The following is a 15,403-nucleotide window of genomic DNA, read 5'->3' on the forward strand; positions in this document are numbered from 1 at the left end:
GCGTCGGGCCGGCGCGGCGGCACGCAGGCCGAGGGCCGCCGGCCAGGTCCGGGGTCGGTACCTGGACGGCGGCCCTGGGTGTCGTACGGGACCGGCCGGCGGAGCCGCTACGCGAGCAGCGCCGGGATGGTGGCCTCGTGGACCTCGCGCAGCCGCGCCAGGGAGAGCGAGAACTCGCCCTGGAGCTCGACCGTGTCGCCGTCGACGACACCGACGCGGGCGGCCGGGAGGCCGCGGGCGCCGCACATGTCGTTGAAGCGGACCTCCTCCGAGCGCGGCACGGCGACGATCGCGCGGCCGGCCGACTCGGAGAAGAGGAGGGTGAAGGCGTCCAGACCGTCGGGGACGATCAGGCGGGCGCCCTTGCCGCCGAGCAGGGCCGACTCGACGACCGCCTGGATCAGACCGCCGTCGGACAGGTCGTGCGCGGAGTCGATCATGCCGTCGCGGGAGGCGGAGATCAGGATCTCGGCCAGCAGGCGCTCGCGCTCCAGGTCGACCTTCGGGGGCAGACCGCCGAGGTGGTCGTGGACCACCTGCGACCAGGCCGAGCCGCCGAACTCCTCACGCGTGTCGCCGAGGAGGTAGAGCAGCTGGCCCTCCTCCTGGAAGGCGACCGGCGTGCGCCGGGCCACGTCGTCGATGACGCCGAGGACCGCGACGACCGGCGTCGGGTGGATGGCGGCCTCGCCCGTCTGGTTGTAGAGCGAGACGTTGCCGCCGGTCACCGGGGTGCCGAGCTGCTGGCAGGCGTCGGCCAGACCGCGGATGGCCTCCGCGAACTGCCACATGACGGCCGGGTCCTCGGGCGAGCCGAAGTTCAGGCAGTCGGAGACGGCCAGCGGCTTGGCGCCGGTGGTGGCGACGTTGCGGTACGCCTCGGCGAGGGCCAGCTGGGCGCCGTGGTACGGGTCCAGCTTGGCGTACCGGCCGTTGCCGTCGGTGGCGATGGCGACGCCGAGGCCGGTCTCCTCGTCGATGCGGATCATGCCGGAGTCCTCGGGCTGGGCGAGGACGGTGTTGCCCTGCACGAAGTGGTCGTACTGCGAGGTGATCCACTTCTTCGAGGCCTGGTTGGGGGAGCCGACCAGCTTCAGGACCTGGTCCTTCAGCTCCTCCGAGGTGGCGGGCCTGGGCAGCTTGTTCGCGTCGTCCGCCTGGAGGGCGTCCTGCCAGTCGGGGCGGGCGTAGGGGCGCTCGTAGACCGGGCCGTCGTGGGCGACCGTGCGCGGGTCGACGTCGACGATCTTGCCGCCGTGCCAGTAGATCTCCAGGCGGTCGCCGTCGGTCACCTCACCGATGACGGTGGCGATGACGTCCCACTTGTCGCAGATCTCCAGGAAGCGGTCGACCTTCTCCGGCTCGACCACCGCGCACATGCGTTCCTGCGACTCGCTCATGAGGATCTCCTCGGGCGAGAGCGTGGAGTCGCGCAGCGGTACGTCGTCCAGGGTGACGCGCATGCCGCCGGAGCCGTTGGAGGCGAGCTCGGAGGTGGCGCAGGACAGGCCGGCCGCGCCGAGGTCCTGGATGCCGACGACCAGCTTCTCCTTGAAGGCCTCCAGGGTGCACTCGATGAGGAGCTTCTCCTGGAAGGGGTCGCCGACCTGGACGGCGGGGCGCTTGGAGGGCTTGGCGTCGTCGAAGGTCTCGGAGGCGAGGATCGACGCGCCGCCGATGCCGTCGCCGCCGGTCCGGGCCCCGTACAGGATGACCTTGTTGCCGGCGCCGGAGGCCTTCGCGAGGTGGATGTCCTCGTGCCGCATCACGCCGATGGCACCGGCGTTGACCAGCGGGTTGCCCTGGTAGCAGGCGTCGAAGACGACCTCGCCGCCGATGTTGGGCAGGCCCAGGCAGTTGCCGTAGCCGCCGATGCCGGCGACCACGCCCGGCAGGACGCGCTTGGTGTCGGGGTGGTCGGCCGCGCCGAAGCGGAGCGGGTCGACGACGGCGACCGGGCGGGCGCCCATCGCGATGATGTCGCGGACGATGCCGCCCACGCCCGTGGCCGCGCCCTGGTAGGGCTCGACGTAGGAGGGGTGGTTGTGCGACTCGACCTTGAAGGTGACCGCGTAGCCCTGGCCGACGTCGACGACGCCGGCGTTCTCGCCGATGCCGACGAGGAGCGCGTCGGACTGCGGGGCCTTCTCGCCGAACTGGCGCAGGTGCACCTTCGACGACTTGTACGAGCAGTGCTCGGACCACATGACGGAGTACATGGCGAGCTCGGCGCCGGTCGGGCGGCGGCCGAGGATCTCCACCACCCGCTCGTACTCGTCCTTCTTCAGGCCGAGTTCGGCCCAGGGCAGCTCGACGTCGGGGGTCGCGGCCGCGTGCTCGACCGTGTCCAGAGGCGTCCGGCTCATACGTTGACCAGCTTCTTGAGGATCGAGGTGAAGAAGGGGAGGCCGTCGGTGCGGCCGGTGCCGATGAGCGGCTCCACGGCGTGCTCCGGGTGCGGCATCAGGCCGACGACGTTGCCGGCCTCGTTGGTGATGCCGGCGATGTCGTTGAGCGAGCCGTTGGGGTTGAAGTCCAGGTAGCGGAAGGCGACCCGGCCCTCGGCCTCCAGCTTGTCCAGCGTGTACTGGTCGGCCACGTAGCGGCCGTCCATGTTCTTCAGCGGGATGTGGATCTCCTGGCCGGCCCGGTAGTCGGTCGTCCAGACGGTCTCCGCGTTCTCCACCCGCAGCTTCTGGTCGCGGCAGATGAAGTGGAGGTGGTCGTTGCCGAGCATCCCGCCCGGGAGCAGGTGGGCCTCGGTGAGGATCTGGAAGCCGTTGCAGATGCCGAGGACCGGCAGACCGGCCTTCGCCTGCTCGATGAGGGTCTCCATCACCGGCGAGAAGCGGGCGATGGCACCGGCGCGCAGGTAGTCGCCGTAGGAGAAGCCACCGCAGAGCACCACGGCGTCGACCTGGTGGAGATCCTTGTCCTTGTGCCAGAGGGCGACCGGCTCGGCGCCCGCGAGCCGGATCGCGCGCTGGGTGTCCCGGTCGTCGAGGCTGCCCGGGAAAGTGACGACGCCAATACGAGCGGTCACTTCACGGCCTCCGCGACAGCGTCACCGGACTCGACCTTGACGGTGAAGTCCTCGATGACGGTGTTGGCGAGGAAGGATTCCGCAAGATCGTGGATGCGGGCGAGCGCGGCCTCGTCGACGGGGCCCTCAACTTCCAGTTCGAATCGCTTTCCCTGACGTACGTCGGAGATGCCTTCGAAACCCAGCCGCGGCAGTGCGCGCTGCACCGCCTGGCCCTGGGGGTCGAGGATCTCCGGCTTGAGCATGACGTCGACTACGACGCGTGCCACTGGCACTCCCGGTGGTGTGGTGCTGAGCAGGTTCCTGATGGTGTCTCCAACAGGTGTCTTCAGACTACCCGCACAAAATTTCTACGCGAGTAGAGTTGTAGGAATCTACGTGAGCGCCATCACGATCGGGTCTCGGACGTCCGCCCCGGCGAAAAGTTCAGGGAAAGATCCCGGATTGGTCGACGAGGGGTATTGCGCTCGGACACGCGGGAAGATTTAGTCGGGCTTCCCAATGCATTGCCGGGCACTGTACAAATGAATTGGCAATAGCCGATACTCGGCACGCCATCGCAGATGAGCTGTATGCCGTGCCACACGAAGGGACCGATATTCGTGGCGCAGAAGGTCGTGGTCACTCTCTTTGACGACATCGACGGCTCGGAAGCGGCGGAAACGATCGCCTTCGGACTCGACGGCAAGTCGTACGAGATCGACCTGAATGAAACCAATGCCGAGAAACTGCGTAAGGCGCTCGCGCCGTACGTGGAGGCCGGCCGCAAGCGGTCGAGGTCCGGCAGGGCGTACCAGCAGACGGAGGTCGCCCCCGACCCGGCGGCCGTCCGCGCCTGGGCCCAGGCGAACAAGATGGACGTGCCCGCCCGCGGCCGGATCCCCAAGAAGGTCTACGAGGCGTTCGCCGAGGCGCAGTGAGCCGTTCCCCGGCAGGTCCCCGGGGTCCGTCAGCGGCCCCCGGGGACAACCGACTTGCGCTACCCCCCACATGGTCGGCTAATGTCTGGAGCACGCCGCCGGGCGGGGCCGGAAAAGCCCAGCTCACGGAGGCCGTGCGGGTGTAGTTCAGTAGCAGAACATCCCCCTTCCAGGGGGAAGGCGCAGTGTGCGATTCCTGTCACCCGCTCTGCATCGCCGTCCCGACCACCTCGGTGGATCAGGTAGGCTGGTGCTCGCGCCGATCGGTGAGAGCCGGTCGGAGGCAATGCGGACGTAGCTCAGTTGGTAGAGCGCAACCTTGCCAAGGTTGAGGTCGCGAGTTCGAGCCTCGTCGTCCGCTCGGGAATGAGACCCCGGTCCTCTGGACCGGGGTCTTTTCGTGTGCCACCGCCGTCCCGGCCGCCTCCCTTTCCCCCGCGCCTTCTGACATTTGTCATGCGGAGTGATGACAGCGCGCACTGCCGCCCGCGCCCGACGGCCGGGACGCTGAAGCCATGGATGCCGGGGAAGTCAGGACAGCCAGGGAAGCCGGGTCGGCCGGGGACAGCGGGCCTACCGGGGACACCGGGGACACCGGGGACACCGGGGACACGGTAGAGCGTGTGATCGAGGTCACCGACCTCCGTCGGGTGTACGGGGGCCGGTTCGAGGCGGTGCGCGGGATCTCCTTCCACGTCGGCCGGGGAGAGATCTTCGCCCTGCTGGGCACCAACGGCGCCGGGAAGACGTCGACGGTGGAGCTGTTGGAAGGGCTCGAACGGCCCGACGGCGGGCGGGTGACGGTCCTCGGCCACGACCCGCACGCCGAGCGGGCCGCCGTACGGCCGCGTACCGGGGTGATGCTCCAGGAGGGCGGCTTCCCCTCCGAGCTGACCGTCGAGGAGACCACGCGGATGTGGGCCGGGTGCGTGAGCGGGGCCCGGCCGGTGGCGGAGGCGCTCGCCCTGGTCGGACTGCCCGGGAAGGCCCGGGTGCGGGTCAAGCAGCTGTCCGGGGGCGAACGGCGGCGGCTCGACCTGGCGCTGGCGCTGCTCGGGGAACCGGAGGTGCTGTTCCTCGACGAACCGACGACCGGTCTGGACGCCGAAGGGCGCCGGGACACCTGGGACCTGGTCCGATCCCTGCGCGACACGGGGACGACGGTGCTGCTCACCACGCACTACCTGGAAGAGGCGGAAGGACTCGCCGACCGGCTGGCCATCCTGCACGACGGGCGCATCGCGGCCGCCGGGACACCCGCCGAGGTGACCGCCACACAGCCGTCCCGGATCTCCTTCCGCCTGCCCGAGGGGTACTTCATCGGCGATCTGCCGCCCCTGGCCGAACTCGGCGTGTGCGACCACGAGACCGACGGGCGCCTCGTGCGGCTGCGGACCCGTCAGTTGCAGCGGGCGGCCACCGGGCTGCTGGTGTGGGCCGAGCGGACCGGCGTCGAACTGCGGGGGCTGGACGTGCGGTCCGCGTCGCTGGAGGAGGCGTTCCTCGGCATCGCGCGGAGCGCCGGGGAGAGGAACGAGGAGGACGCGGCATGAGCGGCGCCACGGCCGGGGGGCAGGGGACGCCGGGGGCCTCGGGGACACCGGGGACACCGGGGACACCGGGGAGGGACGCGGTGGGCACGAGGAGGGGTGCGGTGGGCGCGAGGAGGGGTGCGGTGGGCGCGGGCAGGGGTGCGGGGACCACGCCGGTGAGCCGGATGGGCGCCCTCGCGCGGGCCGAACTGACGCTGCTCGGGCGGAGCAGGGCCACTCTCGTGGCCGCCGTACTGGTGCCGCTCGCGCTGCCGTTCAGCCTGCGGTCGGTGGTCGACGAGATGGATGTCGGCGAGGCCGGGCTCACCGTCGGGCTGGTGCTGCTGCCCGCCGCGATCGGGTTCTCGCTGCTGTTCGGCGTGTACGGGGCACTGACCGGGATCTACACCGCCCGGCGTGAGGAACTCGTGCTGAAGCGGCTGCGCACCGGGGAGCTGCGGGACCCGGAGGTGCTCGCCGGTTCCGCGCTGCCGGTGCTCGCCACCGGGCTCGTGCAGTGCCTGGTGCTGGCCGTCGGCTGTACGGCCTTCCTCGACGTGCCGGCCCCCGAAGCGCCCCAGCTGGCGGTGCTGGGTGTGCTGTCGGGGCTGGTGATGTGCGCGGCGCTGGCGGCGGTCACGGCGAGCCTGACCCGGACCGTGGAGAGCGCGCAGGTCACGACGATGCCGTTCGTGCTGGTGTCGATGGTCGCCTCCGGGGTGACCGTACCGCTGGAACTGCTGCCCGACCGGGTCGCCTCCGTGTGCGGACTGCTGCCGCTCAGCCCGGTCGTCACCCTCGTCCGCGGCGGCTGGACCGGCGACCTCTCGGCACGCGAGACGGCGGCCGCCCTGGCCATCGCGCTGGCCTGGACGGTGGCCGCGGTGTTTGCTGTACGGCGGTGGTTCCGGTGGGAGCCGCGGCGCTGACCGGTCGGAAGCGGGGGGCCGGGACCGGGCGCACCGGACGCCGGTCTCCCGGGGCGGCCTCGCGGGCGGCGGGACAGCGGGACGGTGACGCGGCCGAGAACCGCGGGGAACGGCGGGGAGCGGCGGGGCACTGCGGAGAGCAGCAGAGAGCGGCGGAGAGCGGGGAGTCGTAGCGATGCGCAGGGCGGGGGGCTGGTGGCGGCGGAAGAGCACGCCGGCGAAGGTGGAGACGTACACCCGGTGGTCGTACCTCGTCTTCCCCGTGATCGAGGTCGGGGCCTTCGGTGTGCCGGTCCTCGTCGGGGGCGGCGTACCGGCGGCCGGCTGGCTGTTCGTCCTGGTGCTCGTCCACGCGGTGCTCGCCACGGTGACCGCCCTGCGGGCGCTGGACTGGGTACGCGGGCGCCGCGGACGGCCGGCGCGCCTGCTGTACGCACTGGCCGCCGTCACCGGCGCGCCGGCCCTGCTGGCGCTCGCCCTGGCCGACGGGCGGGACGGGCACGCGGACGCGGTCACCGCGCTGGGCGGGGTGTTCGGGGGCGTGCTCACCTTCGGCGCCGGCACGATCGTGCTCGGCATCCGGCGGCGCAGCCGGGTGCTGTGCCTGGTCGCCGCGTTCGGCGCGGGGGCCGCCGCCATGACGCTGGCGTTCGGCGCCGGCTGGACGGACGTGCTGGCCACGGCGCTCACGGTGCTTCTCGGCTCCGGCTTCCTGGCCTTCACCTCGGTCTTCTCCGTCTGGCTCCTCAACGCCGTCTACGAACTCGACGAGGCCCGCGAGACCCGTACCCGGCTCGCCGTCGCGGAGGAACGGCTGAGGTTCGGGCGGGACCTGCACGACGTGATGGGGCGGAACCTCGCGGTCATCGCCCTGAAGAGCGAGCTGGCGGTCCAACTGGCCCGGCGGGGGCGGCCGGAGGCGGTCGAGCAGATGATCGAGGTGCAGCGGATCGCGCGGGAGGCGCAGCGCGAGGTGCGCGACGTCGTACGGGGCTACCGGGAGGCCGATCTGGGCGTGGAACTCAGCGGCGCGCACGGCGTGTTGACGGCCGCCGGGATCGAGTGCGAGGTGCGGGTCCCGGCCGGGGCGGCCGACCGGCTGCCCGCCGGGGTGCGGTCGGCGCTCGGCTGGGTGGTGCGGGAGACGACCACGAACGTGCTGCGGCACGGGGACGCCGCACGGTGTTCCGTGAGACTGCGGGTGACGGAGGGACATGTGGTGCTGACGGTGGAGAACGACGGCGTGGAGCCCGCCGGCGGTGGGGCGGGGCCTGCCGGCGGTGGGGCGGGGCCTGCCGGCGGTGGGGCGGGGCCTGCCGGCGGTGGGGCGGGGCCTGCCGGCGGTGGGGCGGATCCCTCCGGTGGCGGGGTAGGTGCGGCGGGAGGCGGCCGGGGCGGATCGGGGCTCGCCGGGCTGCGGGAGCGGCTCGCGGAGGTGGACGGGACGCCGGAGGCCGGGTTCGCCGGCTCGGGGACGTTCCGGGTGGTGGCCGAGGTGCCCCTGCGGGAGACGGCCCCGGCACGGGAGGTCACCGCATGACCGTGCGGGTGCTGCTCGCCGACGACGAGCATCTGATCCGGGGCGCGCTGGCCGCGCTGCTCTCGCTGGAGGACGACCTGGTGATCGTCGCCGAGGCGGCCACCGGCCCGGAGGCGCTGGCCATGGCGCGGGCGCACGGGCCGGACGTGGCCGTCCTGGACCTCCAGATGCCCGGCGCGGACGGTGTGAAGGTCGCCACATCGCTGCGGGCGGAACTGCCCGCGTGCCAGACGCTGATCGTCACCAGCCACGGCCGGCCGGGGCATCTGAAGCGGGCGCTCGCGGCGGGTGTGCGCGGGTTCGTCCCGAAGACAGTGAGCGCGCGGCGGCTCGCCGAGATCATCCGGACCGTGCACGCCGGCAACCGGTACGTCGACCCCGAGTTGGCCGCCGACGCCATCGCCGCCGGGGACTCGCCGCTGACCTCGCGTGAGGCCGAGGTGCTGGAACTCGCCGCCGACGGGGCGCCCGTCGCGGAGATCGCCGAGCGGGCCGCGCTGTCGCCGGGAACCGTGCGGAACTACCTCTCGTCGGCCGTCTCCAAGCTCGGGGCGGAGAACCGGCATGCGGCGGTGCGGCTCGCACGCGAGCGGGGTTGGGTATAGTTGCTCTCGCGCCACGGCGCAACGCGGACGTAGCTCAGTTGGTAGAGCGCAACCTTGCCAAGGTTGAGGTCGCGAGTTCGAGCCTCGTCGTCCGCTCGCGGAGAAAGCCCCCCGGCTTGTGTCGGGGGGCTTTTTCGTGCCTTGCCGTGCCCTTTCGCGCCGTTGCGCTCGCGCCGTTGCGCTCGCGCCGTTGTGGTCGCGGCGTCGCGCCCGCGCCGTCGCGCTCGCGCCTCTTCCGTGGGGCAGGGGGGCGGGGCGGGGCGTGGCCCGGGTCCCGGCCACGCCCCTGTCCGGGGCCTACGCCCAGCTCGTGCCGGTGAGGCGCTCGTACGCCTCCACGTACTTCGCGCGCGTGGCGTCCACGATCTCCTGGGGCAGCTCCGGCGGCGGCTGCTCGCTCGCGCGGTCCCAGCCCGAGGCGGACGAGGTCAGCCAGTCGCGCACGAACTGCTTGTCGTACGACGGCTGCGCGCGGCCCGGCTGCCACCGGTCGGCCGGCCAGAAGCGGGAGGAGTCCGGGGTGAGGACCTCGTCGGCGATGACCAGGGTGTCGCCCTCGTGGCCGAACTCGAACTTGGTGTCGGCGAGGATGATGCCCCGGTCGCGGGCGATGTCGCGGGCCCGGCCGTAGACGGCGAGGGTCGCCTGGCGCAGCTGGGCGGCGGTGTCGGCGCCGACCTGGCGGGCGACCTCCTCGTAGGAGACGTTCTCGTCGTGCTCGCCGACCGCGGCCTTGGTGGCCGGGGTGAAGATCGGGGCGGGGAGCTCACTGCCGTCGACCAGGCCCTCGGGCAGGGCGAGGCCGCAGACCGTACGGGACTCCTTGTACTCGACGAGGCCCGAGCCGGTCAGATAGCCACGGGCCACGCACTCCACCGGGACCATCCGCAGCGACTTGCAGACCAGGGTGCGGCCGGCCCAGTCGGCGGGGGCACCGGCCGGGAGCTCGGTACTGAGGACGTGGTTGGGGACCAGGTCGGCCAGCTGGTCGAACCACCACAGGGAGAGCTGCGTGAGGATGCGGCCCTTGTCGGGGATCTCGGTCGGCAGCACCCAGTCGAAGGCGGACGTACGGTCGCTGGCGACCATCACGAGGTCGCCCGCCTCGTTCCGGTACAGCTCACGCACCTTGCCGGTGTGGAGGTGCACCAGGCCCGGCACCTGAAGGGGCTCGGGCTTTTCTACGAATCCGGACACGGTTCCTCCCCGTGGTTCTGTCCAATGACTTGATTCTCCCTTAGACCGGGATCGATCAGGACAGAGGGTCGGGCGGGGGCCGGCGCGGGGGCGCGGGCGCGGTCCTCGCGGGCCGCCGGAGGGGTTCAGTCGCGCTTGCAGATGCGGTCCAGCAGGTTCGCGGTGGCGCGCTGGACACGGGGGTCCACATGGCCGGGACGGTCCAGGGCCGGCGACCAGGCGAAGGTGCCTGAGGCGAAGACCAGGGCGCCCGAGCGGGCCCGGTACAGGGAGGTCTCCTGGTGGCGCTGGACGCCCGCGGTGTCGGTGTACGGGGAGTGGGCGAGGAGGGTGCGCTCCTCGTGGTCCGGGAGCGGGGTGCGGGGGAAGTAGCGGTCGGCCTCGCCGGCGACCAGGCCCTCGATCCCCTCGCCCTCGTGGGTGCCGGTCGCCTCCCACAGCCAGTGACCGGCGTTGCGGACGATCAGCGGGCGCGGTTCGGGGACCCGGCCCGCGTACTGGATGCCGATCAGCTGCTGCTCGGCCCGGTCGATCTCGCGCCAGAGGACGGAGCGGCCGGGACCCTTGCGCTTGCGGCAGGTGAGCAGGCGGCCGGGGACACCCGACGGGGACGGGCCCAGTTCCACCTGCCAGTACAGGGTGTTGGCGGAGAGGAAGACCAGCGAGGTGCCGCTGTCGCGGGCGCGTTCCACGGTGCGGCGCATGGCCTGCGACCAGTACTCGTCGTGGCCCGGGAAGATCAGGCCGCGGTAGCGGGCGGGGTCGATGCTGCCGACGTGCAGGTCGCGGGCGTCGGCGTAGGCGAGGTCGTAGCCGTAGCGCTCGGCCCAGCGGATGACGTCGTAGGCGTGGCCGACGTGGAGCGGGAGGCCCGCGCCGGCGTAGGGGCGGTCGAAGGAGACGGTCGTGGCGGCGTCGGCCTCGCCCAGCAGGCGGCCCTGCTCGTCCCAGGCGTGGTAGAGGCTGGCGCCGGTGCGGCCGTCCTCCGGGTAGAGGTTGTAGGCCTGCCAGGTGATGTCGGGGAGCAGCAGGAGCAGGTCGGCGGGGCGGCTGTCGCGGACGGTGAAGGGGATGTGGGAACGGTGGCCGTCGGCGGTGGTGAGGACGGCGACGTAGGCCCCGATGTTCCAGTACGACGGGATCTGCAGTCGCCAGGAGAGCCACCAGTGGTGGCAGGAGACCGTGCGGTCGGCGGTCAGCGGCGGGGGCTGGACGATGCCGGACAGCCGCGGACTGGTGGTGATCTTCGCCGCGCCGTCGCCGTCGTAGTGGCCGATGCGGTAGATGTCGACGGCGAATTCCTGGGGCGGGTCGACGGTGATGTGGAAGTCGAGGGCATCGCCGGGGGCGACCGCGCCGGTCGAGATGAAGCCCTTGATCTGGCGGCGTACGTCGTCGGCGGAGCGCGGGCCGCCGGAGGCGCGGGGGGACGGGATACGGGGAGCGGCGTCCCGGGCGTGGCCCGGGGCGGGGGCCGGGTCGACGTACCAGGGGACGACCTGGCCGGTGTCGTCGAAGTACGTCTCGCTGCCGCGCAGCCAGGGGAGGGGGCCCTGCCCGAACGGGTCGGTCACGGCGTGCGCCAGCGCTCCCGACTCCCACCGGCGGATGTGGTCCTGTCCCAGATCCTGCCCCAGGTCCTGCCCCAGGTCCTGTCCCAGATCCTGCCCCAGGTCCTGCCCCAGATCCTGCCCCAGGTCCTGTCCCATGGTGCTCCCCTCCCTTTGGCCCCCGTGGTGGTTGTGCCAGGTGGTCGTGCCAGGTGGTGGTGTGGTGGTCCGCCGTGGTGGCGGGGGTGGCCCGCGTGACGGCGTGGTGCTGGTGCTGGTGCTGGTGTCGGTGCCTGTCGCCCGGTGTGGGGTGACGAGGTTGTCCGGTTGTCCTATGTCGCGCGCTCATGCCATGGGCTCGTTCGGTCCCAGCACATCACATAACGCGCGCAGACAGTCACTATTCGGTGTGAATCGGCTGGAAGTGGAATCAATCGCTCCGGAGGCGGCCGGGGGCGGCGCCGGGTGCGTCAGCCGAGGCGGACCGGCTTCTCCGGGCGTATCCCCAGCTCGACCAGCCAGCTGCGCAGCGGGGCCGCGTCGCCGTCCTCCACCAGGCTGAGCACGCGGGGGGCCAGATCGGTCACGCGTTCGCCGTCGACCAGCAGGGACGGGCCGTCCAGCCAGTCCAGGCCCGGGGTGGCCCCGACCGTGTCCATCGCGGCGCAGCAGACCATCGCGGTGACGTGGTCGGTGAGGAGTTCGCGGTCGGTGCGCGGGGGCTGGAGGGGGAAGAGCGGGAGCGTGCCGCCGTCCCAGAGGGCGGCCGGGTCGGGGCCCTGTCCGGGCACGGGGAGCCCCGGGACGGCCGGGGACGGTTCCGTGTCGGTCTCCTCCCGGGCCAGCTCGGCGCCGAGGCGGGCGGCGAGGGCGGCGCTGCGGGGGTTGGGAGCGGGCGGGTCCTCGTCGTCGTCCCCGCCGGCCGCGGGGGCGGGCGCGGGGGCGCGGGCAGGCGCTGGCGCGCGGGTGTCGCCGGTGGGGGCCGGGGGGGGGGGGGCGGGGGCCTCCCGGCCGGGGAGCGCGTGCTCGACGCCCGTCAGGTGGTCCAGGACCCGGGCCAGCGTGGGACCGTCGGAGGCGGCCGCCGCCGGCCGGTCGGGGATGCGGCGGACGCCCAAGGCGTCCAGGACGCGGTGCAGGCGGGCCGCGTCGGTGCGCCACTTGCGGTCCACGACCTCGTCCGGATAGTCCTGCCAGCCCACCGGGGACCAGTCCGGTCCGGGCTCCGCCGGGCCGCCGTGGAACAGACGCGCGGCCAGCAGGGACGCGGCCTCGTCGACCACGCCGGGCTCCTCCAGCAGGTCGCAGGCCGGACGCTCCCCGAGCCGGGAGGCGAACCCTTCGGCGAGGCGGTCCCGCCGGGACAGCTCGGTCAGGGCGGCGACGACCCCCGCGTCCAGCCGGGACGGCCACCGGCCCATCCGCCAGGCGGGCAGCGCCACCCGGGTCAGGAGCCGGTCCCAGCCCGCGTACGCCAGCCCCACCTGTTCCTGCGCGACGATCCGCAGGCCGTAGTCCACGGTCTGCGCGCGCTCGGCCGCCGCCGCGGCCACCCCCCGCTCCATCTCCGCCGCGTGGACCTGGCAGCCGCGCAGCATCAGCCGCGCGACCCGGCCGACGCCCGCGCAGACCAGGCGCACGCCGGGACAGCGACCGCGGTCGGCGGAGACGGCCACCGCGGCGTCCAGCCCCCGCACGAAGCGCCGGGCGGCGGCTATGTCGGGGTGCGCCGAGGGTCCCGTACCGGCGACGACCGGGGCGAGGACGGCCCGCAGCTCGGCCACCCGCATCCACCACAGGAACGGCGAGCCGATGACGAGGACGGGCGCGGTCGGCGTACGGCGGTGAAGCTGCCGGCCCGGCCCGGCTATCTCGTCCGGGTCGCGGGGCGCGGGCGGGCCGTGGGCCGGGTGGGCGCGGTCCTCCAGCCAGCTGTCGCAGTCCGGGGTGAGCGCTATGGCCGACGGCGCGGGGACGTCGAGCCGGTCGGCGAGGTCGCGCACCAGCCGGTACAGGTCGGGAGCCGCGCTCTCGGCGATCGCGACCGTGGGACTGACGGCGGGGCGGGCGCGGGCGACGACCAGGGCGACCACAGCGGCGGCGGTCAGCGCGACGAGCGCGAGCGCGGACACGACCCCGCGGGCGACGTCCCAGCCGGGGCCCACGAGGTGTCCGGAGGAGGCGCCCGCCAGCAGGATCACGGCGGCCGCCGCCGGCAGCAGCGCCAGCGCCAGCGCCCAGCCGCGGATGCGCAGTACGGCCAGCGCCCGGGCCCTGGCGGCCTGCGCGCCCGCTTCCCTTCCCATACCGGTCACGGCCGGACCTCACCCCCTCCCCTCGATCCCGGCTGTCCTGGCCGGCCCAGCCCGCTGCGTTTCGCTCACTCCCCCACTGTGGCACCCGCCACTGACATCGCAATGCCGATGGGCCAAGTGCCGGAAAGCTTGCGCCGCACCCTAGTTGGCCCTCCGGCCCCCGTCAGCCGGATAGGGCAGCGCTCACTCGATGGAATGGCTTTGGGGAAAGGTGCATGACTGTGGGCAACGAACAGGCCCCGGATTCCAGAGGTGGTCACCTGCTGGAACCGGGGCCCGAAAGTGCCTGCTGGTCGGCCTGTTACGCCTCCGCCGTCGCGTCCGCCGCGGCCTTCGCCGCGATGTCGGTGCGGTGCTGGGAGCCGTCGAGACCGATCCGCGCGACCGACCGGTACGCCCGCTCGCGGGCCTGCGTCAGGTCCTCGCCCGTGGCGGTGACGGACAGGACCCGGCCGCCCGCGCTGACCACGGCGTCGCCGTCGTGGCGCGTGCCGGCGTGCAGGACGTAGGCGTGCGGGGCGTCCTCGGCGGCGACCTCGTCGAGGCCGGTGATCGGGTCGCCGGTGCGCGGGGTGCCGGGGTAGTTGTGGGAGGCGACGACCACCGTGACGGCCGCCTCCTCGCTCCAGCGCAGCGGCGCGAGGTCGCCGAGGTTGCCGGTGGCGGCGGCCATGAGGACGCCGGCGAGCGGGGTCTTCAGACGGGCCAGGACGACCTGGGTCTCGGGGTCGCCGAACCGGGCGTTGAACTCGATCACGCGCACACCGCGGGCGGTGATCGCGAGGCCGGCGTAGAGCAGGCCGGAGAAGGGGGTGCCGCGGCGCCGCATCTCGTCGACGGTCGGCTGCAGCACGGTCCGCTTGACCTCGTCGACCAGCGTCGGATCGGCCCAGGGCAGCGGGGAGTACGCGCCCATGCCGCCGGTGTTGGGGCCCTCGTCGCCGTCGAGCGCGCGCTTGAAGTCCTGGGCGGGCTGGAGCGGGACGACGGTGTCGCCGTCGGTGATCGCGAAGAGGGAGACCTCCGGGCCGTCGAGGAACTCCTCGATGACGACCCGCTCGCATCCCGCCGCGTGCGCCTTCGCGGCCTCGAGGTCGTCGGTCACCACGACGCCCTTGCCGGCGGCCAGTCCGTCGTCCTTGACGACGTACGGGGCGCCGAAGGCGTCGAGGGCCTCGGCCACCTCGTCGGGTGTGGTGCAGACGTAGGACCGGGCGGTCGGCACGCCGGCCGCGGCCATCACGTCCTTCGCGAACGCCTTGGAGCCCTCCAGCCGCGCGGCCTCCCCGGAGGGGCCGAAGACCGGGATGCCCGCCTCGCGCACGGCGTCGGCGACCCCGGCGACGAGCGGGGCCTCGGGGCCTACGACCACGAGGTCGGCGCCGAGTTCGGTGGCGAGCTCGGACACGGCCTTGCCGTCCAGGGCGTCGACCCGGTGCAGCTCGGCGACCTCGGCGATGCCGGCGTTGCCGGGGGCGCAGTGCAGCGCGGTGACGGCGGGGTCGAGGGACAGTGAGCGGCACAGGGCGTGTTCGCGGGCGCCGCTGCCGATGACGAGGACGTTCACGGGGCCAGCCTAACGGGCGGCGGGCCGAGCGGTTTGTGCGGGCTTCCGAGGGGGGTGGGGCGGAACCTTCGTAGGTTCCTCCGAGCCGGGTTGGGGTGGGGGTGGAGTGGGCTGGGGTGGAGTGGGCTGGGCTGGGGTGGAGTGGGCTGGGGTGGAGTGGGCTGGGGTGGGCCCGGTTCCTCCGGGCCGGGCGGCGCCGGGCGGG

At 73.2% G+C, this 15,403-nt stretch carries 12 protein-coding genes and 3 tRNA genes; 8 read left to right on the forward strand and 7 right to left on the reverse strand.

The genetic code is table 11. The features are described 5' to 3' along the window. Nucleotides 1–107: 107 nt before the first annotated feature. From purL to purS, 3 genes are read right to left on the reverse strand one after another with little or no spacing between them, the layout of a single operon-like run. Nucleotides 108–2,366: a phosphoribosylformylglycinamidine synthase subunit PurL gene (purL, locus tag ACFV9M_RS30210; protein ID WP_385071455.1), complete on the reverse strand. Its 2,259-nt coding sequence runs from the start codon at nt 2,364–2,366 to the stop codon at nt 108–110. Continuing rightward, the gene (gene purQ / locus ACFV9M_RS30215) at nt 2,363–3,043 is read right to left on the reverse strand and encodes a phosphoribosylformylglycinamidine synthase subunit PurQ (protein ID WP_385071458.1); all 681 of its coding nucleotides are present in this window, start codon (nt 3,041–3,043) and stop codon (nt 2,363–2,365) included. Before purQ ends, purL begins: the two co-directional genes overlap by 4 nt. Continuing rightward, the gene (purS, locus tag ACFV9M_RS30220) at nt 3,040–3,312 is read right to left on the reverse strand and encodes a phosphoribosylformylglycinamidine synthase subunit PurS (protein ID WP_385071461.1); all 273 of its coding nucleotides are present in this window, start codon (nt 3,310–3,312) and stop codon (nt 3,040–3,042) included. Before purS ends, purQ begins: the two co-directional genes overlap by 4 nt. Nucleotides 3,313–3,645: 333 nt before the next feature. Between purS and ACFV9M_RS30225 the strand changes: the two genes are divergently transcribed. From ACFV9M_RS30225 to ACFV9M_RS30260, 8 genes are all read left to right on the forward strand, one after another. Then, on the forward strand, nt 3,646–3,963 hold the full coding sequence (locus ACFV9M_RS30225; RefSeq protein WP_385071463.1) for an Lsr2 family protein: 318 nt from the start codon (nt 3,646–3,648) through the stop codon (nt 3,961–3,963). Between the two features lie 136 nt (nt 3,964–4,099). After that, nucleotides 4,100–4,171, forward strand: a tRNA-Gly gene (locus tag ACFV9M_RS30230). An 80-nt stretch (nt 4,172–4,251) separates the two neighbouring features. Beyond that, a tRNA-Gly gene (locus ACFV9M_RS30235) sits at nt 4,252–4,324 on the forward strand. A gap of 262 nt (nt 4,325–4,586) precedes the next feature. Beyond that, on the forward strand, nt 4,587–5,516 hold the full coding sequence (locus ACFV9M_RS30240; RefSeq protein ID WP_385071466.1) for an ABC transporter ATP-binding protein: 930 nt from the start codon (nt 4,587–4,589) through the stop codon (nt 5,514–5,516). A gap of 164 nt (nt 5,517–5,680) precedes the next feature. Continuing rightward, the gene (locus tag ACFV9M_RS30245; protein WP_385071485.1) at nt 5,681–6,424 is read left to right on the forward strand and encodes an ABC transporter permease; all 744 of its coding nucleotides are present in this window, start codon (nt 5,681–5,683) and stop codon (nt 6,422–6,424) included. 175 nt (nt 6,425–6,599) lie between these two features. Continuing rightward, a complete protein-coding gene (locus tag ACFV9M_RS30250) occupies nt 6,600–7,964 on the forward strand; it encodes a sensor histidine kinase (RefSeq protein ID WP_385102573.1) in 1,365 nt (454 codons plus the stop codon). Then, nucleotides 7,961–8,569, forward strand: a complete 609-nt coding sequence (locus tag ACFV9M_RS30255) for a response regulator (RefSeq protein ID WP_385071472.1) — start codon at nt 7,961–7,963, stop codon at nt 8,567–8,569. The genes ACFV9M_RS30250 and ACFV9M_RS30255 overlap by 4 nt, the downstream gene beginning before the upstream one ends. 23 nt (nt 8,570–8,592) lie before the next feature. Next, nucleotides 8,593–8,665, forward strand: a tRNA-Gly gene (locus ACFV9M_RS30260). 201 nt (nt 8,666–8,866) lie between these two features. Here ACFV9M_RS30260 and ACFV9M_RS30265 read toward each other — a convergent pair. The 4 genes from ACFV9M_RS30265 to purD all read right to left on the reverse strand — a co-directional run bounded on the left by ACFV9M_RS30265 (nt 8,867) and on the right by purD (nt 15,198). Then, nucleotides 8,867–9,766, reverse strand: a complete 900-nt coding sequence (locus ACFV9M_RS30265) for a phosphoribosylaminoimidazolesuccinocarboxamide synthase (RefSeq protein ID WP_385071475.1) — start codon at nt 9,764–9,766, stop codon at nt 8,867–8,869. A gap of 125 nt (nt 9,767–9,891) precedes the next feature. Then, nucleotides 9,892–11,391: a N,N-dimethylformamidase beta subunit family domain-containing protein gene (locus ACFV9M_RS30270; RefSeq protein ID WP_385071488.1), complete on the reverse strand. Its 1,500-nt coding sequence runs from the start codon at nt 11,389–11,391 to the stop codon at nt 9,892–9,894. Between the two features lie 395 nt (nt 11,392–11,786). Then, nucleotides 11,787–13,622 (reverse strand): hypothetical protein, encoded by a 1,836-nt coding sequence (locus ACFV9M_RS30275; RefSeq protein WP_385071490.1) that lies wholly within the window; start codon nt 13,620–13,622, stop codon nt 11,787–11,789. A 310-nt stretch (nt 13,623–13,932) separates the two neighbouring features. Further along, entirely contained in the window at nt 13,933–15,198 is a 1,266-nt protein-coding gene (gene purD / locus ACFV9M_RS30280) for a phosphoribosylamine--glycine ligase (protein ID WP_385071477.1), read from the reverse strand. Between the last annotated feature and the right edge of the window lie 205 nt (nt 15,199–15,403).

The organism is Streptomyces sp. NPDC059895 (genome assembly GCF_042731035.1).
Lineage (GTDB): Bacteria > Actinomycetota > Actinomycetes > Streptomycetales > Streptomycetaceae > Streptomyces.